We start from the raw sequence: 25,714 nt of genomic DNA on the forward strand, positions 1-25,714 counted from the left end.
CCGGAGGTCCCCTCCAGGCATTGCGATCGAACGGACCGTCAGCGCGGCATGGCACCCAGCGTCTTGTCCGTCGCGCAAAGAAAAGGGGCGGTGAGTTGCCTCGCCGCCCCAATCCCTAGTCGTTGCAATCGTCGGTCGACTAGAACCGGCGGGTGACGTTGACCCAGCCGCTGCGACCAATCAGACCGTCGTTGCCCGGGACACCATAAGAGGTATGGCCCTGGCGGTACTGACCCGCCGAAGCGTGCGGGTTGTATTCGTCGAACACGTTACGGATACCCGCCTGGAAGGTCCAGTCGTCCATCCGGTAGCTGAGCGACATGTTATGGAACACCGTCATCTCCGTGTACTGCTTGTAGTACACGCAGTAGTTGCCCGCCGCCGCGCAGTTGGCGGAGCCGATACCAGCACCGAGATCGGCGTAGCGCGAGTTGGCGAACACGTCCCCGCCGAAGGCTTCGGTGTCCGAAGCCTTGCCGAAGATGTTCATGCCCCAGAAGGCCGTCCAGTCGCCGCGTTCAAAGATGAAGTTCAGGTTGGCGGTGAAGTCCGGCTCCGTCGTTTCGCCGTTGTTGTCCTGCGGCAGCGAGCCGTCGAGCAGGGCAACCACGTCTTCAAACTGCCAGGTCGCCTGACCGGCGACCGTCAGGTCACCGAAGCTGAACTCATGGTTGTAGCGGACGTTGAGGTCCAAACCACGGTTCGTCTGGCTGTTCACGTTCCGGTACTGGTTGTCGATCGTCAGGATGCGGCCCGTGCCGGGGCTGCGGGTGAAGAACGTACAGAACGGGTTCGTTGCGAACTCAGCCGCCGGCACAGCGTAACACTGGGCGACAACCGACGCCGACAGACCCAGAACGGCATCCTCGATTAGGATGTCGAAGTAGTCCACCGCCACCGACAGGTCGATGAAGGAGGGCGTCCAGATCACACCGACCGTAAAGGCTTCAGCCGTTTCCGGCTCAAGCACGCCGAAGCCACCCCGGCTCGTGACGGTCGCGGAAGAACCGCCCGACGGGAACGCGGGATCAACCACGGGCGGAAGATCACCCGGATCGAGGAAGTCGCCGTCGCTGTTGCGGTCGATGCCGGTCGCACAGTTGGTCGGGATCGACGGATGCGAGCTGTCGCCCCAGTTAATGCAGGGGTCGACCGCAAGCTGGCTCAGGAAGCCCGTCTGGTTAGCCAGATACAGTTCGTACAGTGCCGGGGCGCGGAAGCCCGTGCCGTAAGTGCCCCGCAGACGCCAGGCCGGCGTGATCTGCCAGTTCAGGCCGACCTTGTAGGTCGAGTTCGAACCGTAGGAGTCGTAGTCCGAGAAACGGCCCGACAGGTTCAAGGTCAGATCGTCGATACCCGTGAAGCCGCGGATCAACGGGATCTCAAGTTCACCGAACACTTCACGAACCGTGTCGTCGCCCTCGGTATGGCCGGCAGAGGTCGAACCCCAATAGTTGCCAAGCTGAGCCTGCGCACCCGGAAGGTCGTCAATCGACTCGTGACGGATGTGGAAGCCGAAGGCCGCACCGACCGTACCCGCCGGCATCTCGAACAGGTCACCGTTGATCACACCTTCAAGATACATGTGTTCATAGACGGTGTTCCCGGTTTCCGAACCGAACAGGAACGCACGCTCGGCGTCGTTGAAATCGCCGCGCAGAATGCGTTCGGATGTCCAGTTCACCCCACCCGGAAGCTGCGCGCAGCTGTAACCGGACAGGTTGGGAAGGTCGGGGCCGGTATAACAGGCATCAGCCAAGCCAGCGCCTGGTGCCATGCCGGTCACTGCGACAACGCGGTCGTTGTAGATGAACGATCCGGTATAGTCGCCGTCCGAGCGGGAGTACTGGCCGTACAGATCCCATTCCCACCCATGGAAGAGGTCGCCGCGGATGCCGACGACACCACGCCAGTAGTCGACCTGTTGGTCCTGATCCGAATAGAGCGGCGTGATCGGCAGAATGGTGGAGCCGAAGAAGAAGCCGTTCGTGTCAGGGCGGCGGGCCCCCGGATAGCCAACCCAGACGGTCGGGAAGAACTGGCGAACGCTGTCCTGCTCGGAACGACGCTGATTGTACAGGAACTCACCATAGATTTCGGTGGTCGGGGTCAGATCAAAACCACCCGAAGCGGTCAGAGTGTAACGATCAACCGGGCTGATGACGGTCGCACGCTCCGTCAGCGGATGGCGACCATCGTAGTAGGAGTAGGTGCCCGGGTAACCTGGGCGTCCCTGCCGGGCCATGCCCGCGACGAACGAGTTGTTGCCCGACACTAGGTAGTTGTAGCCCGGGCGCTCATAGATCAGATCCATCGTGGCCGTGCTCGCCGCCGAACCCTGAACGCGGAGCGCCTGGGCAAAGATGTTGTAGCACTGATAGCTGCCCGAAACCTGATCGATATGATCGATCCGCTCCATCGTGACCGGATTGAACAAGTAGTCCGACGTACAGTTCGTGCCCTCACGATCACCACGGGTCAGCGAGCTCTGGCCGTAGTAGTCGAAACCAGCCTGGAAGTAACCACGATCAAAGGTCGTGCCCCAGCCAACACTGTAGCGCTGGAAGGTGATGTCGCCCGCTTCCGGATAACGATAGAAGGCCGAAACCTCCAGACCGTCCAGGTTGGTGCGGGTGATGTAGTTCACAACGCCGGCGATGGCATCCGAACCGTAAATCGTCGAAGCCGAGTCGGTCAGGACTTCGGTGCGCTCCATGAGCGAAGCGGGGATGACGTTCAGGTCAACGGCCTGAACCTGGCCACGCGTACCGGCCGGACCGGCGCGACGGCCGTTCAGCAGGAACAGGGTACGGTTCGCACCCAGGCCGCGCAGCGAGATCGAGTTCACGCCGGGGCCGCCTTCGATCACGAAGCCGGTCAGGGTGTTGTCAAGCTGGAACGAGCCCGACGCCGCCGTCGTCTGCTGAAGCAGTTCGGCAGTATCGACCATGCCCTCAAGCGTCGCCTGCTCGCCCGTGATCACCTGGATCGGGGCCGATGAGCTGAACTCGTCGCGACGGATGCGCGAACCGGTGACGACAACCTCGGCCACTTCCTCGGCGTCATCATCGTCATCTTGCTGATTGGCGGGCTGCTGCTGCGCCATGGCCAGAGACGGTACGGCCATCGCGAGCCCCGCGATAAACGTCGTCGCCAGCAAAAACTTCTTGTCGAACGCCATAGAGAACTTCCCCCGGTCGGCGGTTGATAAAGACGAACGCCAAGGCGTCCGATGGAGAGCACTCCTCCCCGATCTTGGCGACCCTAGCAACTTTCCGCCTAGGTCCAAGACCTTCGACACAGGTGCGCGCGCTTTCCGACACCACCGTAACGCATTCGCCACAGTTGGGGCACGTTTCGGTCACGATCCATGACAGGCACCGCCGGTTCCGCGTCCTGATAAAATCCAAAGGGGTATTCATTTTGCCGGATGCCCAGGGTTGTGATTTATTGCGGGGCGTCAACACTGGGCGGGATGTCGGAGGATCTGATCGCTATGAAATTGCTGACGCTGGTGGCATCCACCACACTCGTCATCGGGGCCTGGAACGGCCCTGCATTGGCCCAGGACAGACCGCTCCCTACGGCAGAGGCCTTCGCGCGGGAGGAGGCCATGATGTCGGCCAGCCTGTCGCCGGACGGTGAACACCTCGCCGCGCTGGTTTCCGTCAACGGCGGGCCGCACCGACTGATGATCTGGACGACTGGCGACCTTGATTCCCCGCCGGTCGTCATCGGGTCGGACGAACGCGAAGAGATGGTGGGTGTGTCCTTTATCAAGAACAACCGACTGTTCGTGACCACACAGCAATGGACGACGAACACGGGCTTCGGTCGAATTCGCGGAGGCTATGCGCACCGCACCCGCGTCATCGATCTGGATGGCGATGTGATTCCCACGCCTGATTTCCCCGGGCGCCCGGACGACCCCACTCTCACGGCATTCTGGGGGCTGGGAAGTATGGTGTCGTCCCTCCCGAATGATGATGAAGACATCCTCATCCAGCCTTGGATCAACGGTGATGTCTATCGGTACAACACGCGACGCGGGACGTACCGGCGTGAACGGCGAGGATCCGACGAATTCAGCGCGGCCCAAACTGACCTGAACGGTCTGCCTCGGGCGCGAACACAGTTCAACTATGACAGTGGGGCGGCCTATTTCGCGCATTGGCTGATCAACCCACAAACCGGAGCTCTCGAGGAGCACTTTCGCTCCTACGCCCGCGATCGCGATCCCTTGAGCATCGCCGCCTTCACCAACGATCCGAATATCATTCTGGTCAGAGGGGCGCGGGGGCAGCCCCGCGATGCGATCTGGGAATACAACATTGCCACACGCACCTTTGCGGATGAGCCCGCATTTGCGCATCCCCTCTTTGACGCGGGACGCGTGATACAGTCGGTGCGGCCTTCCGACTATGGGGAAATCATCGGCTTCACCTATCTGGCCGATCGCTCCACTGTCCACTGGGTCGATCCGGAAATGGGTTCGATACAGACACAGGTCCGAGGCGCCCTTGGCGTCGAGGTGGAGCCCGTCAACTGGACCGATATCGAGACGAATCGCCGGGTCCGCTTCTCGGCTCCCGTGGACGACGACATCGATATCGCCGATGCTTCAAATGACCGAACAACTCTGCTGCTCGTTCGCTCTGGTCCGGGCCAGCCGCCGGAGTATTACCTTATGGTCGATGGTCGTGTCAGACTCCTCGCGCGCACCTATCCCGACATCGATCCGACCCAGCTCGGCGACACGCGATTGATCCAATATGCCGCGCGTGATGGCCTTATGATACCGGCGATCCTGACCACCCCCCCATTGGAGCGTTTTGGATCGGGCCCCTACCCCACCATCGTAACGCCGCACGGGGGGCCATGGGCACGTGACGACATGGACTGGGACCCCACAGGCTGGGCCCAGTATTTCGCCGCTCGTGGATATGCGGTCATACAGCCCCAATACCGGGGCTCGGAGGGCTGGGGCCAGCGGCTGTGGCGCGCAGGGGACAGCCAATGGGGCCTGGCCATGCAGGACGACCTCGACGACGGTGTTCGCTATCTCATCGCTCAGGGAATTGCGGCCCCCGACAGGGTCGCGATCCACGGCTACTCCTACGGAGGCTATGCCGCGATGATGGCTGCTGTTCGGCCCAACGGCCTCTATCAGTGTGCGGTCGCCGGTGCCGGGCCGGCCAGCCTGAATGAACTCCGACAGCGAACCTACGACAATCGCTACCTTCGCGAATTCCAGCATCCGACGATCGCCGGGATCGACCCCATCGACCACATCGAAGAGATTTCAATCCCCATCTACCTCTACACTGGGGACACAGATGCCACGGTCTATCCTCACGAATCCCAGGCCCTCTATGATCGACTGATTGCCGCCGGCAAGCCGGCTCAGATCCGTATCCTCGAGCGGATGCAGCACGGCCTCTATTCGTGGACGCCCGAGAATACGGCCGCCATGCTGACGACAACAGAAGACTACCTTCGCAACGCGTGCGGGCCGGGCGGCCTCTGACCTTCCCCTGATGGGGCTCCTCTATCGGCCTGCGGGGGTGCCACCTCGGACATTGCCGATTTGTCAGTCGTGCGCGTTCGTGCAACGGCTATATGGCTTGTGGGAATCTCTCACCGCCCGCCAATTCAACTCAAGAGCGAGATGATGCGCTTTAGTCCAAAAATACTTGCCGCAGCAGCGGCCCTGTCGATGGCCGCCGTCGCCCCTGCTACGGTCGTTCTGGCCCAGACCCCTACCCCGCCGCCGGCCAGCGCCTGGGCGCGCGAAGCGGCCATGGCCTCCGTGACCTTGTCGCCCGATGGGCAGCACATGGCAGCCATCATTTCGCCGGATGGTCGCCAACGCGCCATTGCCATCTGGGATTTGAACAACTTGAACGCCGAGCCGTTCCTCGTTGGTACGGACGCGCGCTCGGAGTTCATCAGCGTCCAGTTCGTCAAGAACGACCGACTGTTCGTCAGGACCCAGCAGCTTTCTGAATACAATCCCTTTTCGGGCTCGCCTGAACAAACCTACCGCTATCGCACCCAGATGATCGACATGGAGGGCAATGCGATCCGCACCCCTCAATGGGATGGACTGAATGAACGCCAGCAAGCCTATGTTGGATTTGGTCAGCTCCTCAGCACCCTGCCTCAGGACCCGACCGACATCCTGGTCCAGGGCCCTCGGGGCGACGTTTACCGTCTCAACACGTCGACCGGGGCTATCAGTCGGGCCGAACGAGGGTCCGACCGATTCCAGAGCGTTGTCGCGGATCTGAACGGTGAAATCCGTGGGCGTGAGGAGTTTATCCTGGAAGGTGGCCAAGCCTATTTCGGCATTCAGCTCAAGGACCCGACGACCGGCCAGTGGGCTGAACATTTCAGGTGGTCAGCGCGTGATCGGGAACCCGTCTCGATCGTCGGCTTCACCAATGACCCGAACACGGTTCTGATTCAGTCGACCCAGGGTCGGGACCATGCGGCGATCTATGAGTACAATATTTCGACGCGCCAACTGGGTGAGCCGGCCTTTGCTCACCCGTTCTTCGATGCGACGGGTGTCATCCGGTCGCGCGACCCCGCTCACTATGGCGAAATCCTCGGCTTCAGCTACGGGGCCGAACGCGGTCGCGTCTATTGGCTGGATTCAAACCTTGAACAGGCCGAAGCGACGCTTCGAGCTGCCCTTGGGGTTCAGACCGAATCGGTCAGCTGGGTCGATATCGCCTCGGGCCAACGCGGGCGATTCACGACCGGAGATGGTGCTGATATCGAAATCACCAGTTGGTCCAATGATCTCAGCGAGATGGTGGTCGTAAAATCCGGCCCAAGCCAGCCGCCTGAGTACTATCTGATCCAGAATGGGCGCGCACGTCTGCTTGGGCGGGCCTATCCCGAGATGGATCTGAGCGCTTTGGGTGAGACACATCTGATCCAGTACGCCGCACGTGACGGCCTCATGATTCCGGCGTTCCTGACGACGCCGAACCCGGCCATTTTCGGCAATGGGCCGTACCCGACCATCGTAACGCCTCACGGTGGCCCCTGGGCGCGTGACGATCTGGACTGGGATTCAACCGGCTGGACCCAGTATTTCGCCTCACGAGGCTATGTCGTGTTGCAGCCTCAGTATCGCGGCTCAGAGGGCTGGGGTCAGCGTCTGTGGCGTGCTGGTGACAGCGAATGGGGTGGGCGTATGCAGGACGACAAGGACGACGGTGTCCGTTACCTGATTGAGCGCGGCATTGCCGATCCCAATCGCGTCGCCATGCACGGCTACTCGTACGGTGGCTACGCCGCGATGGTTGCGGCGGTCCGGCCCAATGGCCTTTATCAATGTGCCGTCGCGGGTGCGGGTCCGTCGTCGCTGAACGACATCCGCCAGGACACTTACAACAACCGCTTCATTCGCGAGTTCCAACACCCGCACCTGAACGGCATGAGCCCCATCGACCACATCAGCGAAATCTCGATCCCGATCTACCTGTACACGGGCGACCGGGATACGCGGGTCGAACCGGCGGAATCGGAACGCCTGTACGCTGCGCTACGCAATGCAGGTAAGCCGGTTACGCTGCGGATCCTGCCGGACATGGAGCACACGGGGAACACGTGGACGCCGGCCAACATCGAGGCCGTCCTGACCTCGGTTGAATCCTATCTCCGAACCGAATGCGGACCGGGTGGCCTGTAGGTCAAACACCTGGAATCAGAACTGGAGAGGCGGGACGGCAACGTCCCGCCTTTTCTTTTCGAGTGGTGTGTATTGGGGCCACCCCGCTAAGGTGACGAGCGCGCCAACGGACGATTGAGGATTCCCCCATGCAAGGCCGGTCCCCGGAAGAGCTGATCCAGGCTGCCGAGCGGGCGATGGGCGCACGGGATCCGGCAGCGGCCCTGGCTTTGGTGCGCCAGGCGGAGGCGGCAGGGCCGGCCACTGAGCGAACGCGCATGTTGGCCGCGGCGGCGCTGCGTGCCACGGGCGACCTCACCGGAGCCGTGAACGCGCTGGATGATGTGCTGGCTGAACAGCCCTATCACTTTGTGGCCCTGCTATCGAAGGGGGCCATCCTGGACCAGGCGGGCGGGCGCGGTGCCGCCCTCGACGTCTATCGCAACGCGATCAAGATCGCCCCGCCCGAGGATCGCATCCCGCCGGCGGCGGCCCGCCAGCTGGAAGCCGCGCGCCAGATCGTGGATCAGGCGAGCCATCGCCTTCGAGAGCACCTCGCCGGCTCGGTCGCGCACCTAAGGAACGATCTGAAAGCTGAGGATCTCGCACGCTTTGACGAAGCCGTGGACATTCTGTCGGGGGTCAAGCGCGCCTATGTCCATGAGCCGCTGTTCTTCAACTATCCAAGATTGCCGGCCATCCCCTTTTTCGACCGTCGTTACTTTCCGTGGCTTGAAGAGCTGGAGGCCGCCGGCCCAGTGATCGAAGCCGAGATGCACGGGGCCCTGAAGACGGCGACCGAGGCGGAACTCGCCCCCTATATCCAGTATCCGAAGGGAGCCCCGGTCAACCAATGGGGTGAGTTGAACCACTCACGGCGCTGGTCTTCCTATTTTCTGTGGCGTGATGGTCAACGGCAGGACGCCGCCTGTGCACAGTGTCCTGGGACCGCCGAGGTCCTCGGTCGCCTGCCGATGTGTGATCAAGCCGGATTTGCGCCGACAGCCATGTTTTCGGCGCTCGAAGCCAAGACGCACATTCCTCCCCATACGGGATCAAGCAACAGCCGGCTGCTCGTGCACCTTCCGCTGCTTCTGCCTGGACCGGCCAGATTCCGGGTCGGCAATGAAACCCGCGAATGGAAGATGGGTGAGGCGTGGGTCTTCGATGACACGATCGAGCACGAGGCCTGGAATGACGCCGATTCCTTGCGGGTCATCCTGATCTTTGACGTCTGGAACCCTCTGATCAGCGAGACCGAACGCCCGCTCATCAATGCCATGCTGGCGGCCAGCAACACCTTCGTTCCTTAGCGCCGCCTACCCAGCCAGATCACGCGGCACAACCTTGATGCCGTGAGCACGAGGGGCATTTCGCGCGCCCGGTGTGGTCGGGTGGCCAGTCTCCCTGCGAAACGAAAAAGGGCGGCGAAGCCGAAGCCTCGCCGCCCAATTTTCCGACTTCCGTCAGACCGGACTTAGAAGTCCTGGGTCAGACCGAAGAAGAAGTAACGGCCCATCGCATCGTAGGTCTGCGGATAGGTGTTGTTGTTACCCGTGGTGCCGACCGAGTAGGACAGCGGCGGGTCGTTGTCGAGCACGTTGTTCACACCGAACCGGAGGCGCGTGGTGTCACGCACTTGCCAGAAGCCGGCGAGATCGAAGTAGTTCTCGGCGTCGAAGTCACGGTCCAGGCGCGGTCCGCTGGTCAGTTCACCAGTCAGAGGAGCCAGGGCTGCGATCTCAACCGCACCGATGTAGCGCCACGTACCGGAGACCTCGAAAGCCCACGGGCTTTCCCAGGACACGCGCATACGGTGACGCCATTCAGGGTTCGGCGTACCGCAGACGGCACCATAGTAACCCGCACAGTCAAACGCCGGCAGGCCGAGGCCGCTGTCCTGAATGTGCTCACGCAGCCAGGTACCCGCGAAGTTGACGCTCATCCGACCGAAGTCTTCCATGCCCAAGCTGTCGAGGTTGAAACCATAGTTGGCGTTCACGTCCACACCCGAGGTCGTCAGACCCCCGATGTTGGTGTTCAGGTCGGTGACCACGCCGTCACCGTTCCACAGCGAACCGTTGGCCGAGTTCCGGCTGATCTGGCCACATGCCGACGTGTTGTTGGCGTAGAAGCAGGCCAGGGTCACGAACAGCGGGTTCCGCGGCGAGATCAGATCCTCAACCTCGATGTTGTAGTAGTCCACCGACAGGTTGAAGCCCGGGATAAAGTCCGGCGTGAACACGAAACCGACGGTGTAGGTATCGGCCTGTTCCGGGTCCAGAGTCGGCATACCGCCCTGGATCCAGTTGTACTGGCCAGCCGGGCTGGTCAGGAAGCCACCGGCAGCTTGGCCAGGCGTCACCTGCCACGGGTTCAAGCCCTGACAGTTGGCAGCCGGAGCCGTGCCGTCGCCGTTCGGGTCGGTCAGGTCACAGGGATCGTCATCCATGTCGTACAGGTTGAAGCCCTGGGCCTGGAACAGCTCGATGATGTTCGGAGCCCGGACCGCGTGCTGGAAGCTACCGCGGAAGCGCAGCGACGGAACCGGAGCCCAGTCGGCGCCGAACTTGTAGGTGTTAGCTTCACCGCCGAGTTCATAGTCCGAGTAACGGAAGGCGAGATCCACCGACAGCTGGTCGGCCCAAGCCTGACCTTCAGCCAGCGGAACCTGGGCTTCGAAGAACAGATCGTAGTTGTCGTTCACACCCTCGAGGCCGATCGTGGGACCGCCCTGACCGGCACCATCGCCCGAAGCGAAGGCGGCGTCGGTGGTGCTGGAGATCGTGTCACGGCGATACTCGGCACCGAGAGCCACCTGCACGCCACGCGAAGCCCAGGGGCTCTGCATGCCGTAACCACCCAGGTCACCCGTGATGGCACCCTGAATGATCTGCTGCGTCGTGCGGCCCGTCTGGATCAGCGGGATCTGCAGGTAATCAAGCTGGGCTTGCGTTACGCCACCGATCGAGAACACGTCGTAAGGAACGCAGTTCGGGTCGGTGCCGTTGACCACCGAACGGCAGGTCGGGGTGCCGGCAACGTCAATAACGTCCAGGGCACGGGCCAGGCGGGAAACCGAGAAGTCATTGCGATAGACGCGCGACAGCTCGACCTGCGAGTACTGGGCGAAGACGTCGTACGACCAGAAGTCGTTGATCGGGCCGCGAACGCCGCCGACCATGCGGTACGACTGATAGCCGAGGTCGTCCTGACGACCGCCACCTTCAACGTTACGACGACCGATGTAGAGGGTCGTGCTGTTGCCGGCCAGGATATCCGCCGCCGAACACCCGATGGCCGTGGCCTGGGCGTTCGTCATCAACGGGTTGTCGCAGTTGATGGTCGAGTTGTTGAAGAACGAGCCCGACGGCGCGATCTGAGCGATCGACGAATAGTCGGTGAACATCATGTCCGCATACAGCTCGGCATGATCGTTCAGTTCATACGACGCAAATGCACCGAACGAATAACGCTCATCGGGACGCTGGAAGTAGTTCAGCGGGCCGAAGTTGTAGGCGTGTGCAGCCGTGCTGTACGGAATGAAGTTCCCGGTGATCGGGTCCAGCGTGTAGTTATAGGTCGCGAAGTCCGTGAAACGGGCCGGGGCCGTGGTCGACGAACCACCGCAGGTGAAATTGCCACCCGCTTCACCGCCAAGCGAACAGGACGAATAGTCGCGCTCGCCGCCAATGATGTAGTCGTTGTTACGATACGACAGATAGCCGGTGATGTTGGCACGGCCATCGTCAGATCCGGTGCCGATAACCAGGGTCACGTCACGGCTGTAGCCGTCCATGACGTTGTCGGCCGGCAGGCGGAACTGCGACGGGTTGGTCGTGCCACGCGTCGCAATCACATTGCGCAGGTTGCCCGGGCCGTCATAGTCATTGTTATGCTGGTAGAAGCCGTACTGCATATCCAGCTGAACGCCCTGGAAATTGCGGCGCATGATGAAGTTCACAACGCCGGCCAGCGCGTCCGAACCGTAAACGGCCGAGGCACCACCGGTCAGGACTTCAACCCGCTCAACGAGCTGACCCGGGATCTGGTTCAGGTCCGAGGCGGCGTCGTTCGGCGAGCCGTAGCCCAGTCGGCGACCATCGACCAGGACCAGGGTGCGGTTTTCGCCGCCCGAGAAGGCCGTGCCGAGGTTACGCAGCGACACCGTCGCCGTACCCGTTGCGCCGTTAGAAACCGTCGAGTTCTGCGCGGCGAAGGCCTGCGGCAGTTGCGTCACCAGGTCCTCGACGCGGGTCACGCCCGCGACATCAATGTCTTCGCCCGTGACCTGGGTCACCGGGCTGGTGGTTACGAGGTTCGGCTGCGGAATGCGCGAACCGGTGATGACGATTTCGGCGACATCGTCCGGCTGGCTCTGGGCCAGAGCCGGCGTGGCGGCAAAGGCCGACACGGCAACGCCTGCAATCATCGTGGAGGCCAACAGGCGCTCACGAACGGTTTGAATCTTCAAAGGTCTACCTCCTGAGCCCGGCGTCGAAGTCCGTCGGATGACGACCCTCCCCCCGCCTAAGCGATTTGCAACCCAACAGGCGGACACCTGTCGGGATCGTTTCAGTTACGATTCTGTGGCGAGTCTGGTCAACATGAATGCTAGGTTTTGCCTTGTTCTGCTGGCGCGTGTCTCAATCTCGCCACAGGTGCGACAACCGTGCGACAGGACGATTTTTCGCGCGCTCATTGAATGGCCATTGCATGGCTCGCGAGCCGCGCGAATATGGTAGGCCGATCCCGGCGCGTAAGGAGCACCCCGATGAAGCAGTGGTATTTGGCCGGCGTCCTGATGGCCGTTTCCGGGGGCCCGGCGCTAGCTCAGGACGATCAGAGGGCTCCCGTGCTGGAACAGCTGGCGGCCTGCCGGGCTCAGCCCGATCCCGGACTGCGTCTGGCTTGCTACGATGCCGCCGCCGCCGCCCTCGATAGCGCCGAGCGTTCCGGCGACGTTGTCGTCCTGGATCGCGCCCAGATGCAGGAGACACGGCGCAGCCTGTTCGGGTTCTCGGTGCCCAGCCTCGACATCTTCGGCGGCGCTCGTGAGGGCGAAGAGGAGGTGATCGACAATGTGTCCTATGTCGTGCGCTCCGCCCGTGAGGCCCGCCAGGGCGAATGGGTCTTCGTCATGGAGGACGGCTCCATCTGGCGTCAGATCGACGGACGTATGTGGGGTCGGCCCCGTGCCGGTGAACCGGCCGTCGTCCGGCGCGCAGCCCTCGGCAGCTTCTTCCTGAACGTAGGTGATGCCCCGGCCATTCGGGTTCGGCGCGAACAGTGAATCGTTTCCTCGACGAACGCGTCTCGGTGTCCGGTCAGGTTGCACCGAGTCAGGTTGCTGATCTGGCCGCCGACGGGGTCACGGTCCTCATCTGCAATCGCCCCGACCATGAGGAGCCGGGCCAGCCGACCCTGGCTGAGATGGCCGGGGCCGCCGAGGCCGCCGGCATTCGTTTCGTCGCCCGCCCCTTTCAGGGACGCCCGGGGCCGGATGCCGTTGAGGTCATGGCGGAGATATTGGGTTCGGGGGAACGAGCCCATGCCTTCTGTCGCTCGGGCATGAGATCCGCCGCAACCTGGGCGCTGGCCGAGGTTCAACGGGGTCGACCAGTGGATGAGGTTCTGGCCGCTGGCCGGGCCGCCGGTTACGATCTGGCCGGGCTGTTCACCTAGTGCGAGACGGCCACGCGGACTGAATAGGGGGCCGGCTCGGGCGTACAGGACGCGACAGCAAAGACCTGTGCCGCCATGAGACACAACAGGGCCGCAGCGACGCGCTGGAGCCGATTTGAAACAGCAAGGGCGGCTGCAAGGGCCATGACCGGCGATCTCCAAAGGTTTACGAGACGTAAACGCAAGCCTCTTGCCGAGTGAGATCGTGATCCCGTTTGTCCGCGAATTTGAGTTTGCCTATGGCCGCTGCGACGCCGTCGCCCCGCAGATCCGCCGCGTGGTGGCCGAGAACCCTGGCCCGTTCACCTTCACGGGGACCGGAACCTACATCGTCGGCGAAGGGACGGTTGCGGTCATTGACCCCGGCCCTCGGCTGGAGCCGCACCTTTCGGCCCTTATGGCCGCCCTCGCAGGGGAAACGGTCAGCCACATTCTGGTGACCCATACCCACGCCGATCATGCCCCGCTGGCCCGGCCTCTGGCGGACGCCTTGGGTGGCGTCCCTATCCTCGCCGCCGAACCGCCAATCCTCGGCCAGGACCTGGCTGATACCGGTGAAGAGGGCTTCGATCTGGACTTCAGCCCCGATCAGGTCCTGACGGACGGGGACCGGATCGAAGGGCCCGGCTGGACACTCGAGGCCGTGGCCACGCCGGGGCATACTTCCAATCATCTGGCGTTCGCCCTGCCCGAACAGAACGCCCTGTTCAGCGGCGATCACATCATGGGCTGGTCGACCACGGTGGTGATCCCGCCCGACGGGGACATGGACGCCTACCTCGATAGTCTGGAGCGGGTCCGCCAGGGCGGCTTTGCGACCCTTTGGCCGACGCACGGCCCTCCCATCACCGACGTCGCGCCATTCCTGGTCGCGTACCGGGATCACCGGCTCGCCCGCGAGGCTCAGATCGTGGGCCGGCTCGAGGCGGGTGATCAAACCATCGCCGAGATCGTTCCGGTCCTCTACGCCGCGGTTGATCGACGCCTTTGGCCGGCAGCCGGCCTATCGGTCCTTGCCCACCTCATCCGGCTGTCCCGGCATGGGATCGTTCGGGGGACGTCGACCGGGAATGCGGATCTCCCAGGGTTGGCCAGCCGATTCAGCCTGGTCTGACGCACAGGCGCGACGCAGGGCCTGCCAATCCGTGTCGTTCATGGCGGGTGCCCCCTCGCGCTCCGCCGCTCGAGCTGCCGCGATGCGTCGGTCGGTATTGGGATGGGTCATCCACCATTCGGAGACTTCATCAACCTGTTCCGGGGCATCCAATTCCTCCTCGGCCATACGCTCGAAGAAGTCACCCATACCGCGCGAGGACATCCCCGCCGCATGGAGATAGGCGCGGCCGTGTTCGTCGGCCTCGGTTTCAGCCGCTCGCCCAAAACTCAGTTCAGAGGCCTGACCGGCCAGGAGCACGGCCTGCTGTCCCGCGCCGGTACCGCCCCCGACGACGAGATCCAGCAGCATCCCGGCCCCGAGGCTGCGCCACACACCTTGCATGACGTGGCGGCGTTCGACGTGGGCAATCTCGTGGGCCAGAACACCGGCCACCTCATCCGGCGTCTCGGCGGCTTCGATCAGATCGCCGGTCACCAGAACATGCCCGCCGGGCAAGGCGAAGGCGTTGATCATCGGCGCGTGAACGGCCCGTGCCTGGATCGGGAAAGGTGATTGGGTCTGGTCGGCCAGTTGATCCGCCAGCCGCTGGAGGGCGGCCTGGCCCGCCTCGCCTTCGCAGGCTGGAAAAATACCTGAAAGCTGGGCGTTGTAGTTCTCGCCCATGCGCGCCTCGTAGTCGATCGGGGTCGCGCGCGCCAAAGGTCCAGAGGCCATCGGTATGCCGACAAAGACCAGCAGCCCCGTCGCCACCGCCGCAACCACCAGACCGATGACGAGCGCCCCGCCACCGGCGGCAGAATGGCGCCGGACCTGACGCTGTCCGGCTGTCAGCTGTCGCCACTCGGATGTCGCCAGGACCAGCCGCGCGTCCGAGCGGCGGCGCGACACGCGCGCTTGGTCCCGGTCGATGTCCACCGCCAGTTCAGTCGCTGGCCAGGCATGCGTCTGGCCGGCGGTTTCGATCACCAGGGTTGTGCCGTCGAACCGCACCTCGGCCGCATGCGAGGTGGCGTCGGTCCCGTCGTAGAAGCGACCTTGCATGTCTGCCCCCTAGATCAGCGAGAAGCCAAAGGCATCGGCCAGACCTTCGGCCGTGCGCGGCCCTGGCGGGGCCTGATGTGCCTCATCAAGGCGGGCCGTTCCCGTCGAACGCATCCGCGTGACCAGATACTTCGCCGAGCGCGCCTGTATCAGCGGCATCAACAGTCCCAGACTGAGGACGAGAATCACAATGTTCGTGCAGGTAAGCCACCACAGGGACAGGGCCCCCGCCTTCATGTCGAACTGGGCATCATCCAGGCTGATACCAGCGGTGACCGAGCGCAGCACCGCAGCATCGTAGGGCGACCAAACCAGCGCAATGAACGGCAGGAGCAACAGCAAGGTGCCGTAGAACGCCAGCACCACCCAAACCGTCATGGGCACGGGTGCCGCCTTCGCCGGATCGCTGGCCTCAGCCTGCTGCGCCATCTCGTGCGCGAAACTGCTCCAGACGTCCCCGCTTGTCGCCGCCACCGCGACAAACCCGATGATCGTCAGGACGATCAGGCCAAGAGTCCCGAACCAACCCAACGCAAAGGGACCGTACAGGCCCACCGATTCTGATCTTGCCTGGTTCCAGCGAAAGGGCCGATCCCCAAAACGCATATGGTTCCAGACCTGCTCGGCCAGTAGTCGCGCGAACACCGGCTGGATCCAGCCGAAGGTCATGCCGTTGGCGATCTGCATTCCCATCCACATCAGGCCGTAGGTCGGAGCCGAGCCGAACAGCACAAAGCGGATGCCACGCCAGGTCGTCCGACTGGCCATGTAGCGAAACGCGGTGAACATCCCGAAACCCCATAGCCAGAAGCCAAAGAGGTACAGCGGCAACAGCAGCAGGCTGAACTGTTCGTCCAGAAACTGAACCGCAAAGACGAACGCCAGGAAGGGCACACCCAGCATCACCGAGGCCAGCAGAAACCCGAAAAAGAGCTCTTTGCCCCGACCGGTGTATTCAAACGCCTCGTCGTTCACCCGCACGCTACGCCAGACCCGGCGGCGCACCTCGGTCTTCCCCCAGAACCGATACAGCGTCAGGGTCACAATATTCAGCAAGCCGTTGATCAGGCTTATTTTGAAGAAGTCCCGTGTTCTCAGGGTCGTGGAAAAGACAATCGACTGCCCGCCACCGCCTCCCGCCTGAGCCGCGTCGCCCATCGGGGTATCCAGGATGTCGCCAGGGCCTGCACCTGCGGCGGCCTGGGTGACGGGCACGGCACCCCCCGGCACCCCGTTCGCATGGTCGTTGTTGTCAGACACAAAATACCCCCAAGATACGACAACCCCCGGTAGGTATCTGGCACGCGGGATCGACCGGCAACAAGCCGAGATGACCCTATTCGGAAAGACGCGCGACGACCCTTGCAGCCAGGCCACAGGTATCGCCCAGATCGGTCAGGCCGATCCGCTCAGCCACGCGAATGTCGGTCGCGCCCGGCTCGATCCGAACGACAACATCACGGGCGCGGCCAAAGAAGTTGCTTCTCTGGGTTCCCTCGACCCGCCATGGACTTTCGCCGATCACGACAACCCCTTCGGCTTCCAGCGCCGCGATCACCGCTTCGGGTTCAACCAGTCTCGGCACCGTGCGGGCCTGCGGACAGACTTCACTGTTGATTTCGGAAACCGGTCGGCCCGCCCAGACGGCCCAGGCTGGCCGAACATCGCCGATCGACCCACTGACCACGGGGTCACCCGTCACCGGCCACGCCTCGTCGCCCCGGGCCGTCCGAATGAGATGACTGAACCCCAGCGGCCGGCTCCAGTCCGTCGCCGTTTCATGGATGGGAGGCAGGCTGTCAGCGCGCTGCTGGACGGTCAGAATCCCGGTAAACGTGGCCGCCGGCAGGATCAATCCAGCCAACAGCCAGGGCCACGCCTGGCGAAGGTTCCGCACCGACAGGGCGGCCAGCACCAAACCCAGGACGGTACCCAGAATCGACAGCCACCAGGCCAGCGGCTGGATCAGGAACCCCAGGGCTGTGTCAAAGCTGATCCAGCCGATGTCTGATCCCATGGCGGCGAATAGGACCACCAACGGAGCCGAAGCCCCCATCAGCGCGGATATCCAGCGCAAGGGCGACAATGAGCGAGAACTAGCCATGCCTGACCCTGAGGCTTCCTGTGGCCCGACTCAAGAGCCCCTATTCGGCCAAGGCAATTCTCGCGCGATTGCTGTCGCCGCGCTGGCATAGGCTGGACGAAGACTCGGCGGTAACGCCCGCAGCCGTCAGTTCGGCCAGGAAGCTCTCACCGGTGTCGGGACCGCGCTCCTCGCCCTCGGCCGGGTCCGGTGCCGGCTCGGGGCTGCAAATGCTGATCAGAGGCTCGGCGCGCCAGCGCGCCAGCGCCCAGACGGCCAGGCCGCGCGACGCCGGGTCCCCAAGATCCACCGGCTCCAACCTTTGCAGCGGCGGGATAACCCGGATGGCGACGTCCGGGAACCGGGCGCTGAGCCCTCGCTCCAGGGCCACGGTTCCGCGCAGATCCAGGCCGGAATTTCGGCGTGGCTGAATGACGGCGACCCGCTGGGCTCCGTCGTACAGGACGGCTTCGGTTTCAAACGGCACGGCTTCAATCAACCGGTTGCGCATCTGCGTTGCCGGATCGGGCGTCGCCTGATTGGCCTGCAGGGCGCGCGCGGACGCTTCAGGGTCCGCCACGGCGATCTGATCGAGGGTGACCTGAACCGGCAAATGCAGGGCGGCTTCCAGCCAACTGGTCAACTGAGACTGGGCCGTGGGCACAATCTCTCGCGTACTGACCAGCACCGACACCGTCACTTCTTCGCCGTCTGAGCGCGTTTCCAGCTGGGTGATACGGGAATCCGCGCCCTTGAAGATCTCGCCCACGGCCAGTCGCGTCTCGGCGCTGACCCGGCTCTCCTGGGCGATGGCGCGCAGGGACAGCGCCAGTGGTGCGCTCATCAGAAGCAGAACGGCGACCACGGCGATGCCGCGCCAGCGACCTCCGACAGTTGCCAATTTGGGCCTGAAACCAAACAACCCGGCGGTCAGCGTCGCCGCCAGGGCAATGGCAACAAGGTTGGTCAGGAACAGATAGAAGGCCCCGCCCGCGATATGCAGATCCCCGGTCCCCAGGCCGAATCCGACGGTGGCAATGGGCGGCATCAAGGCTGTAGCAATGGCCACGCCAATCACCGTGTCGCCCCGTTGGCGGATCACACCATACGCCCCGGCCAGGCCGGAGAAGACGGCGATCAACAGGTCAAAAAAGTTGGGCCGCGTCCGCGCCAGAATCTCGCTGGTCGGCTCCTTGAGCGGCGACACCGCCGTCAGGATAATCGCCACCAACAACGCCACGCCGACGCCGACCGCGATGGCCTTCACAGCGCGCTGCATCTCGTCGAGATCCAGCAGCGCAATTGAAAAGCCCAGGGCGACAATCGGGCCCATCATCGGCGACACCAACATGGCCCCGATGACCACTGCCGGCGAATTGAGCATCAGCCCCAGCACCGCAATGGCCGCCGACATCACGGTCATGGTGATGTAGCGACTGTCCAGTCCGCCGTTGTCGTAAACGGTCTGGGCAATGTCATCGTAGGCGACGCCCTTGCGGACGCGCGAAAGGGCCAGCCGCGTCAGGCCTGCCGTGGAACGCTTACGCGGTGCGGTATCGCTCATCGAAGAATATCCGAGGCCAGAGGGATCGACTCAGAGCCCCTATTGGCTGGAGGCGATCAGGCTGCGGGCAGGCGATAATCCTTGAACTGGTCGCGCACCACCTTTTTGTCGATCTTGCCGGTCGCGCCCAGCGGGATGTCATCGACGAAGGCCACCGCATCCGGCATCCACCACTTGGCGATCTTGCCTTGCAGGAAGTCCAGGAACTCTTGTGGCTCTCCGCTTTGGCCGGGCTTGAGCTTGAGCACCAGAAGCGGTCGCTCATCCCATTTCGGATGCGGAACCCCGATCACAGCCGCCAGTTCGACCTTGGGATGGCCCACGGCAATGTTCTCGATGTCGATGGACGAAATCCACTCGCCGCCGGACTTGATCACGTCCTTGGCGCGGTCGGTGATCTGCATGAAGCCATAGGTGTCGATGGTGGCCACGTCGCCGGTGTCGAAGAAGCCCTCGTTGTCGAGGATCTCCCCCCCCTCACCCTTGAAATATGCGCCGGCGATGGTCGGCCCCTTGACCATCAGGCGGCCGTAGGTCGTCCCGTCGTGCGGCATTTCCTGGCCGGCGTAGTTCTTCAGGGTCAGTTCGACGCCCAGCGGCGGCATCCCCTGCTTGACCCGCCACTTCATGCCCTCGTCATAGGGCAGGGCCGCCAGTTCGGGCGTCAGGCGCGACAGGGTGCCGACCGGCGATGTCTCCGTCATGCCCCAGCCCTGGAATACTTCCACGCCAAACTCGTCGTGGAAGGCCCGGATCAGGCTTTCGGGCACGGCCGAGCCGCCGATCAGCACCTTCTTCACCGTCGACAGCTTCAGATTGTTCTCGCGCATATAGCCGAGCAGGCCCTGCCAGACGGTCGGCACGGCGGCCGAGAAGGTGACCCTTTCGGTTTCCAGCAACTCATAGATGGACGCGCCGTCCATCTGCGATCCCGGCATCACCAGTTTCGACCCGGCGGCCGGCCCCGAGAAGGCGATACCCCAGGCGTTGGCGTGGAACATCGGCACCACCGGCAAGATCACATCCGCCGGCGTCGCGGCCATGATCGTCGCCTGCATGGTGATCAGGGTGTGCAGGAAGTTCGACCGGTGGGAATACAGCACGCCCTTCGGGTTTCCGGTGGTACCCGACGTGTAGCAAAGGCCGGCGGCGGTGTTCTCGTCGAAATTACCCCAATCGCATTGGGTCGACTGCTCGCCCACCACCTGCTCGTAGCATTCAGCGTTCGGCAGCTTGGTCGCCGGCATGGTCCATTCGTCGGTCATCACCACGACGCGCTCGACCGTGGGACAATGCGCCAGAATGGCCTCCAGCAACGGCACGAACGTCAGGTCCGTGAAGATGATCTTATCTTCGGCGTGGTTGATGATGTAGATCAGTTGTTCGGGGAACAGACGCGGGTTCAAGGTGTGGCACACTGCGCCGATACCCATGACGCCGTACCAGACTTCCATGTGACGGCCGGTGTTCCAGGCCAGGGTCGCGACGCGATCCCCGACCCCGATTCCCCAGCCCTTGAGGGCATTTGACACCTGCTTGGCGCGGTCGTGGATTTCACCGTAGGTCGTCCGCACGATCGGCCCTTCGACCGAGCGCGTCACCACCTCACGATGGGGATGCCAGTTCTTCGCATGGTCCAGGATTTTATCGACCGTCAGCGGCCAGTCCTGCATCAGGCCCTGCATGGCCCCTCCTCCGTCACTCAACCTTGATCGACGCCTCTGACAACGGGCGTTTAGGTCACGCTACGCAACTGCCTGACGATAAGCAACGTGACGCAAGGGAAGCAGATGCCTCAGCGTCGGGCCTGGACAACGAGACTCAACGGCGTCGCCGGCTACCTCCTCTATGGGGGTATCCACCGCTTCTTTGCGCCGAGCCGGTCCAGTCCATCGGCACGCTGGTCGACGCGGGCCCCGAAATCGTCCGTAGCGCCATCCGTAGCGCCGTCCGTAGCGCCGTCCGCGCCCTGCTGCATGATCCCTTTCAGGTCGACCACCTGACCCTTCAGGGCGATCGCGCTCCCGACGACGCCGAGGGCCTTCACACCTAGGCCGGCCCGGCCCTCGGCGCACAAGGTCGCCAACCCACGTCAGGTCGGCGCGCCAAACCACTCCAGGGCAAAGCCGTGCGGATGCCCGCGTGCCAGCCTGTGCGTCGTCCCGCCTGGCCAGGTGGTCAGGCTCAGCTCGGCCCAGCGTCGTCCTTCGGCATCGGGGGCCGACGCCGCCTCATAGGCAAGCCAGGCGAGCGGGGCCTTGTCGGTTGCCTGCGCCGCGACCGCCTCCAGGTGCGCCCGCACCCGCGCCTGTCCTTCCGGCGGGAAATACTGGAGGGCGATGGTGTGCATCACCACCCGGCATACACCGACGACCGGCGCGAGGGTCAGCACCCGCTCCAGCCAGGCCACCCCGTCCTCGGCCGCCAGGTCAGGCGGGTACGCTCGCGCGATCTTCAGGGCCGCCTCCAGGCGGTCCAGACGTTCCCGCTGGTCCGCCCAGACAAAGGCCGTCAGCCGCCGCGCCGTCTCCGGCTTTGTCGGATCAAGCGGATTGAGGTCCACGCCCTGCCGCGCAACGACGTCGACGCGACCCGCCGGCGGTGCCGGGCCTGTCCAGCGCGGCGACAGCTGGACCTGGGACGCCGCATCGCCTGCCGCGATACCGCCGAGATCAAATCCGTATCGGTCCAGATTGAGGTTCAGCCCCGCGCTCGACCCCAGCTCAAACAGCTCGAACGGCAATCCAAACCGGTCCGCCGGCACCAGCAGCCCCGCCATCAACGGCCCTGAGCGCCCCACCTCATTGGTCTGAGGCGGCGACGTCAGCCAGTCGAGGACAAAGTCGACCTCCGCCGCGAACGCCACCACAATCGCCGTCCACAGGACCTCGTCATCGGGCGTCGGATGCGGCGGCCAGACACCGGCGTTTGGTCCGTCGTCCCGCGCCAATGCGTGCAGCGCGCCGCATAGCCTCAAAGGCAGCGCGTCGGCATTGGCCCTGGGGTCACCCGCCCAATCCAGGACGCGCCGGCCCACCGTTGTGGTTCGGTCCAGCCGCTCGGCGATCAGGTCGCAGACCTGGGCGGTGAACGACGAATCCAGTCCCCGGCAGACCCCCGCCTGCTGACGAAAGGCGTCGCGGACGGCGGCCTCGGTCATTTCTTCCCGAGCGCCGCCAGATAGACCTCGGACGATCCCTTGCGGCTGGCTTCGGGTTTGATGAACTTCACCTCGCGGAACTCGGCCCTCAGCGTCTCCAGAACCCCGCCGGCGTCACCGCCCTGGAAGTTCTTGGTCACGAAGCTACCGCCGGGCTTGAGCGTTCGGATGGCAAACTCCGCCGCCGCTTCGATCAGGGCAATGATCTTGAGGTGGTCCGTCTGGCGGTGGCCGACCGTGTTGTGCGCCATATCCGACAACACCAGATCGGGGCCACCGCCCAGCGCGTCGATAAGCTGTTGGTCGACGCCGGGATCGGTGAAATCCGCCTGGATCAGGATCGCGCCTGGAATTGGATCGACCGGCAACAGGTCCACGCCGACCACCGCCGACGCCCCCTGTTTCAGCGCCACCTGAACCCAGCCGCCGGGCGCACAGCCCAGGTCGACCACCCGGCTGCCGGGCCGGATCAGCCGCAGCTTCTCGTCCATCTCGATCAGCTTGAAGGCCGCCCGCGATCGCCAGCCCTCGGCGCGCGCCTTCTCGGACCATTTGTCGGCCAGTTGCCGCTTGATCCACTGCTGGCTGGACAGGCTCTTCTTGTCCGCCGTCTTGATCTTCTGGCCCATGCCACGGCCAGCCGCCGTTCCGCCTGAAGGCGGTCGGACCATGCGTCGGCGTTCGTTATCGTCGCTCATAGTGCCGGTCATACGCTGTGGCGCGCCGCAGGGCCAAGGTTGGTTCATCGCAAAGGCCACAAAGGCGACACGACGCCGTCGATTCCTTCCTCTCACATGGTGATCTTTGTGGAAGCGTTGTGAACTTTGTGATGAGCCTGGCTTGCCGCCGCCCTATCTAAGGGGGATATCGGCTCCCCGTCCGAATCCCTCTCTTATCTCTGGCGATGTCCGCCTTGCCCGATCTTTTCGACAACCTGCCGCAATCTCCCGAGCCCAAGGGCGAGACTGCGACCCCGCCGGCTGAGAAGCCGCAAGCCTTGTCGCGCCCCGACCCCGCACCGCCGTCTGCGCCCAAGCCGGGCGACTACGGTGCCGACGCCATCGAGGTGCTCGAAGGCCTGGAGCCGGTCCGCAAGCGTCCCGGCATGTACATCGGCGGCACCGACGAGCGGGCGTTGCATCATCTGTTCGCCGAGGTGCTGGACAACGCCATGGACGAGGCCGTGGCCCGCCATGCCAAGTCGATCACGGTCGAGCTCGGTGCCGACGGCTTCCTCGCCGTCACCGACGATGGCCGGGGCATTCCGGTCGATCCGCACCCACGCCACCCGGACAAGTCGGCGCTCGAGGTGGTGATGACTGTGCTCCACTCGGGCGGCAAGTTCTCGGGCAAGGCCTATGAGACGTCCGGCGGCCTGCACGGCGTCGGCGTGTCGGTCGTCAACGCCCTGTCCGAACATCTCGAGGCCACCGTCTGGCGCGACGGTTTTGAGCATCAACAGCGATTCTCGCGCGGCCTGCCGCTCGGCAAGCTGGAGACACTCGGCCCCTCGCGGCGCAAGGGCACCCGCATCCGCTTCAAGCCCGACGATCAGATCTTCGGAACCGGGGCCGCCTTCAAGCCAGCGCGCCTGTACCGGATGGCCCGCTCCAAGGCCTATCTGTTCCGGGGCGTCACCATTGAATGGCGCTGCGATCCCGAAATCGCCGGCGACACCCCGCCCAGGGCCACCTTCCACTTCCCCAACGGCCTGGCCGACTATCTGGCTGAGCGCATCGGCGAGCAGGAAACCGTCACCCCCGCCTTCTTCGGCCGTATCGAGCGCAAGGGCGACGCCGGGGCCGTCGAATGGGCCGTCACCTGGTCCCCCGCCGGCTTCGGCGACCACGACAGCTTCATCCAGTCCTATTGCAACACCGTGCCGACGCCGGACGGCGGCACGCACGAGGCCGGCTTCCGCGCCGCCCTGTCCAAGGGGCTGAAGGCCTATGCCGAACTGGTCGGCGAAAAACGCGCCGGCATCCTGACCGCCGAAGACACCGTCTCGGCCGCCGGTGCCCTCGTCTCCGTCTTCATCAAGAACCCGGAGTTCCAGGGCCAGACGAAAGACCGCCTGTCCTCCTCCGAGGCCCAGCGTCTGGTCGAGAACGCCCTGCGCGACCCGTTCGACCACTGGCTGACGGAAAGCCCGGCCCGCGCCAACGCCCTGCTCGCCTTCGTCATCGACCGGGCCGAAGAGCGCCTCAAGCGCCGCAAAGACAAGGAGGTCGCTCGCGCCTCGGCCACCAAGAAGCTGCGCCTGCCCGGCAAGCTGGCAGACTGCACCCAGAACGCGGCGCAAGGGGCCGAACTCTTCATCGTCGAGGGCGATAGCGCCGGCGGCTCGGCCAAACAGGCGCGCAATCGCGCCAACCAGGCCATCCTGCCCCTGCGCGGCAAGATCCTGAACATCGCCTCGGCCACCGATGACAAGCTGCGCCAGAACCAGGAACTGTCCGACCTGATGCTGGCGCTGGGCGTTCAGGCCGGCAGCCGCTTCCGCCTCGAAGACCTGCGCTACGAGCGCGTCGTCATCATGACCGACGCCGACGTCGACGGCGCCCACATCGCCAGCCTCCTGATCACCTTCTTCTACCGGGCCATGCCCGAGATGGTGAAGGCGGGTCACCTGTTCCTGGCCCTGCCGCCGCTCTACCGCATCAGCCATTCCGGCAAGACCGAATACGCCCGCGACGACGCCCACAAGGACGAGCTTCTGGCCACGGTCTTCAAGGGCAAGAAGCCCGAGATCGGCCGCTTCAAGGGCTTGGGCGAAATGAACCCGTCCCAGCTCAAGGAAACCACCATGGACCCCAAGCGGCGCACCCTCGCCCGCGTCCTGGTGGAACCCGGCCACGAAGGCCAGATCGACGACCGCGTCGAAACCCTCATGGGCAAGAAACCCGAACTCCGCTTCCGCTACATCCAGGAACACGCCGCCTTCGCGGCGGAGGATCTCGACGTCTAGGTCAACAGCCTCTCTCCGTGGGAAGGGGCCCCGCCGGCACTCCCCCCCATAAGTTTGTCATCCCGGCCAAGCCGCTTCGCGGCGCAGAGCCGGGACAAGCGCGCCGCTCACTGCGCCATCCGACGCAATCCCGCCCTTGTCCCGGCTCGCCCCCGCTTTCGCGGGGACGTCCGGGATGACAAAGTTGGGGGGATTGCACCCCCTCAACGCCCGCATTCCGCCCGAAAACACCCCTTCCGATCCATCACATCGCAAAAAGCGATCGCAAGTTATCCGCCGGCTTTTCCGTCTCCCCATACTCACACTCGTCTCCACCGCAGGGAGAGGCGCCTCAGGATCCAGGCACTGATGCGGCGGCGGGGATCGGTCGAGCGGGTTCTTTCCGTCGTCCGGCTATGGGTCGATACAAGCC

18 protein-coding genes are annotated in these 25,714 nt (G+C 64.0%); 7 read left to right on the forward strand and 11 right to left on the reverse strand.

Features of this window, described 5'->3' with window-relative positions; genetic code table 11:
* Window positions 1–139: 139 nt before the first annotated feature.
* On the reverse strand, window positions 140–3,181 hold the full coding sequence (locus G391_RS0111150) for a TonB-dependent receptor plug domain-containing protein (protein ID WP_051257313.1): 3,042 nt from the start codon (window positions 3,179–3,181) through the stop codon (window positions 140–142).
* A gap of 315 nt (window positions 3,182–3,496) precedes the next feature.
* Here G391_RS0111150 and G391_RS15275 point away from each other — a divergent pair, with 315 nt between their 5' ends.
* The 3 genes from G391_RS15275 to G391_RS0111165 all read left to right on the forward strand — a co-directional run bounded on the left by G391_RS15275 (window position 3,497) and on the right by G391_RS0111165 (window position 8,997).
* Window positions 3,497–5,527, forward strand: a complete 2,031-nt coding sequence (locus G391_RS15275; protein ID WP_169719108.1) for an alpha/beta hydrolase family protein — start codon at window positions 3,497–3,499, stop codon at window positions 5,525–5,527.
* Between the two features lie 144 nt (window positions 5,528–5,671).
* Window positions 5,672–7,705: an alpha/beta hydrolase family protein gene (locus G391_RS14675; RefSeq protein ID WP_211226494.1), complete on the forward strand. Its 2,034-nt coding sequence runs from the start codon at window positions 5,672–5,674 to the stop codon at window positions 7,703–7,705.
* A gap of 128 nt (window positions 7,706–7,833) precedes the next feature.
* Window positions 7,834–8,997, forward strand: a complete 1,164-nt coding sequence (locus G391_RS0111165; RefSeq protein WP_084169222.1) for an aspartyl/asparaginyl beta-hydroxylase domain-containing protein — start codon at window positions 7,834–7,836, stop codon at window positions 8,995–8,997.
* A gap of 164 nt (window positions 8,998–9,161) precedes the next feature.
* On the opposite strand, the gene G391_RS0111170 is transcribed toward G391_RS0111165, so the two are convergent.
* Window positions 9,162–12,158: a TonB-dependent receptor plug domain-containing protein gene (locus G391_RS0111170; protein WP_245572089.1), complete on the reverse strand. Its 2,997-nt coding sequence runs from the start codon at window positions 12,156–12,158 to the stop codon at window positions 9,162–9,164.
* A gap of 300 nt (window positions 12,159–12,458) precedes the next feature.
* Between G391_RS0111170 and G391_RS0111175 the strand changes: the two genes are divergently transcribed.
* Both G391_RS0111175 and G391_RS0111180 read left to right on the forward strand, forming a co-directional pair.
* Window positions 12,459–12,977, forward strand: coding sequence for a hypothetical protein (locus G391_RS0111175; protein ID WP_029087593.1), 519 nt, complete (start codon window positions 12,459–12,461; stop codon window positions 12,975–12,977).
* Entirely contained in the window at window positions 12,974–13,369 is a 396-nt protein-coding gene (locus G391_RS0111180; RefSeq protein ID WP_029087594.1) for a protein tyrosine phosphatase family protein, read from the forward strand. Before G391_RS0111175 ends, G391_RS0111180 begins: the two co-directional genes overlap by 4 nt.
* Here G391_RS0111180 and G391_RS15720 read toward each other — a convergent pair.
* Entirely contained in the window at window positions 13,366–13,515 is a 150-nt protein-coding gene (locus G391_RS15720) for a hypothetical protein (protein ID WP_169719109.1), read from the reverse strand. The two genes, G391_RS0111180 and G391_RS15720, sit on opposite strands and share 4 nt — an antisense overlap.
* Window positions 13,516–13,574: 59 nt before the next feature.
* Here G391_RS15720 and G391_RS15470 point away from each other — a divergent pair, with 59 nt between their 5' ends.
* Window positions 13,575–14,483, forward strand: coding sequence for an MBL fold metallo-hydrolase (locus tag G391_RS15470; protein ID WP_084169235.1), 909 nt, complete (start codon window positions 13,575–13,577; stop codon window positions 14,481–14,483).
* On the opposite strand, the gene G391_RS15285 is transcribed toward G391_RS15470, so the two are convergent.
* From G391_RS15285 to G391_RS0111230, 8 genes are all read right to left on the reverse strand, one after another.
* Window positions 14,373–15,527, reverse strand: a complete 1,155-nt coding sequence (locus G391_RS15285) for a M48 family metallopeptidase (protein WP_051257317.1) — start codon at window positions 15,525–15,527, stop codon at window positions 14,373–14,375. The two genes, G391_RS15470 and G391_RS15285, sit on opposite strands and share 111 nt — an antisense overlap.
* A 9-nt stretch (window positions 15,528–15,536) precedes the next feature.
* Window positions 15,537–16,787, reverse strand: a complete 1,251-nt coding sequence (locus G391_RS15290) for a DUF898 family protein (protein WP_156893938.1) — start codon at window positions 16,785–16,787, stop codon at window positions 15,537–15,539.
* Between the two features lie 76 nt (window positions 16,788–16,863).
* On the reverse strand, window positions 16,864–17,631 hold the full coding sequence (locus tag G391_RS0111205) for a DUF1499 domain-containing protein (protein WP_084169223.1): 768 nt from the start codon (window positions 17,629–17,631) through the stop codon (window positions 16,864–16,866).
* Window positions 17,632–17,671: 40 nt separating this feature from the next.
* A complete protein-coding gene (locus tag G391_RS14690; RefSeq protein ID WP_051257319.1) occupies window positions 17,672–19,174 on the reverse strand; it encodes a DUF389 domain-containing protein in 1,503 nt (500 codons plus the stop codon).
* Window positions 19,175–19,230: 56 nt separating this feature from the next.
* Window positions 19,231–20,859, reverse strand: a complete 1,629-nt coding sequence (locus tag G391_RS0111215; RefSeq protein WP_029087597.1) for a long-chain-fatty-acid--CoA ligase — start codon at window positions 20,857–20,859, stop codon at window positions 19,231–19,233.
* A 161-nt stretch (window positions 20,860–21,020) separates the two neighbouring features.
* Complete coding sequence (locus G391_RS0111220; RefSeq protein WP_029087598.1) at window positions 21,021–21,260, reverse strand: hypothetical protein; 240 nt, start codon at window positions 21,258–21,260, stop codon at window positions 21,021–21,023.
* Between the two features lie 6 nt (window positions 21,261–21,266).
* Window positions 21,267–22,334 carry a DUF2332 domain-containing protein gene (locus G391_RS0111225; RefSeq protein ID WP_029087599.1) on the reverse strand — a complete coding sequence of 356 codons (1,068 nt, stop codon included), beginning with the start codon at window positions 22,332–22,334 and terminating at the stop codon, window positions 21,267–21,269.
* Window positions 22,331–23,032, reverse strand: coding sequence for an RlmE family RNA methyltransferase (locus G391_RS0111230; protein WP_029087600.1), 702 nt, complete (start codon window positions 23,030–23,032; stop codon window positions 22,331–22,333). Before G391_RS0111230 ends, G391_RS0111225 begins: the two co-directional genes overlap by 4 nt.
* A gap of 206 nt (window positions 23,033–23,238) precedes the next feature.
* On the opposite strand from G391_RS0111230, the gene parE reads away from it, so the two are divergent.
* The gene (gene parE / locus G391_RS0111235) at window positions 23,239–25,302 is read left to right on the forward strand and encodes a DNA topoisomerase IV subunit B (protein WP_029087601.1); all 2,064 of its coding nucleotides are present in this window, start codon (window positions 23,239–23,241) and stop codon (window positions 25,300–25,302) included.
* Window positions 25,303–25,714 lie beyond the last annotated feature (412 nt).

The organism is Brevundimonas aveniformis DSM 17977 (assembly GCF_000428765.1).
In the GTDB taxonomy this organism is placed as follows: Bacteria; Pseudomonadota; Alphaproteobacteria; order Caulobacterales; family Caulobacteraceae; genus Brevundimonas; species Brevundimonas aveniformis.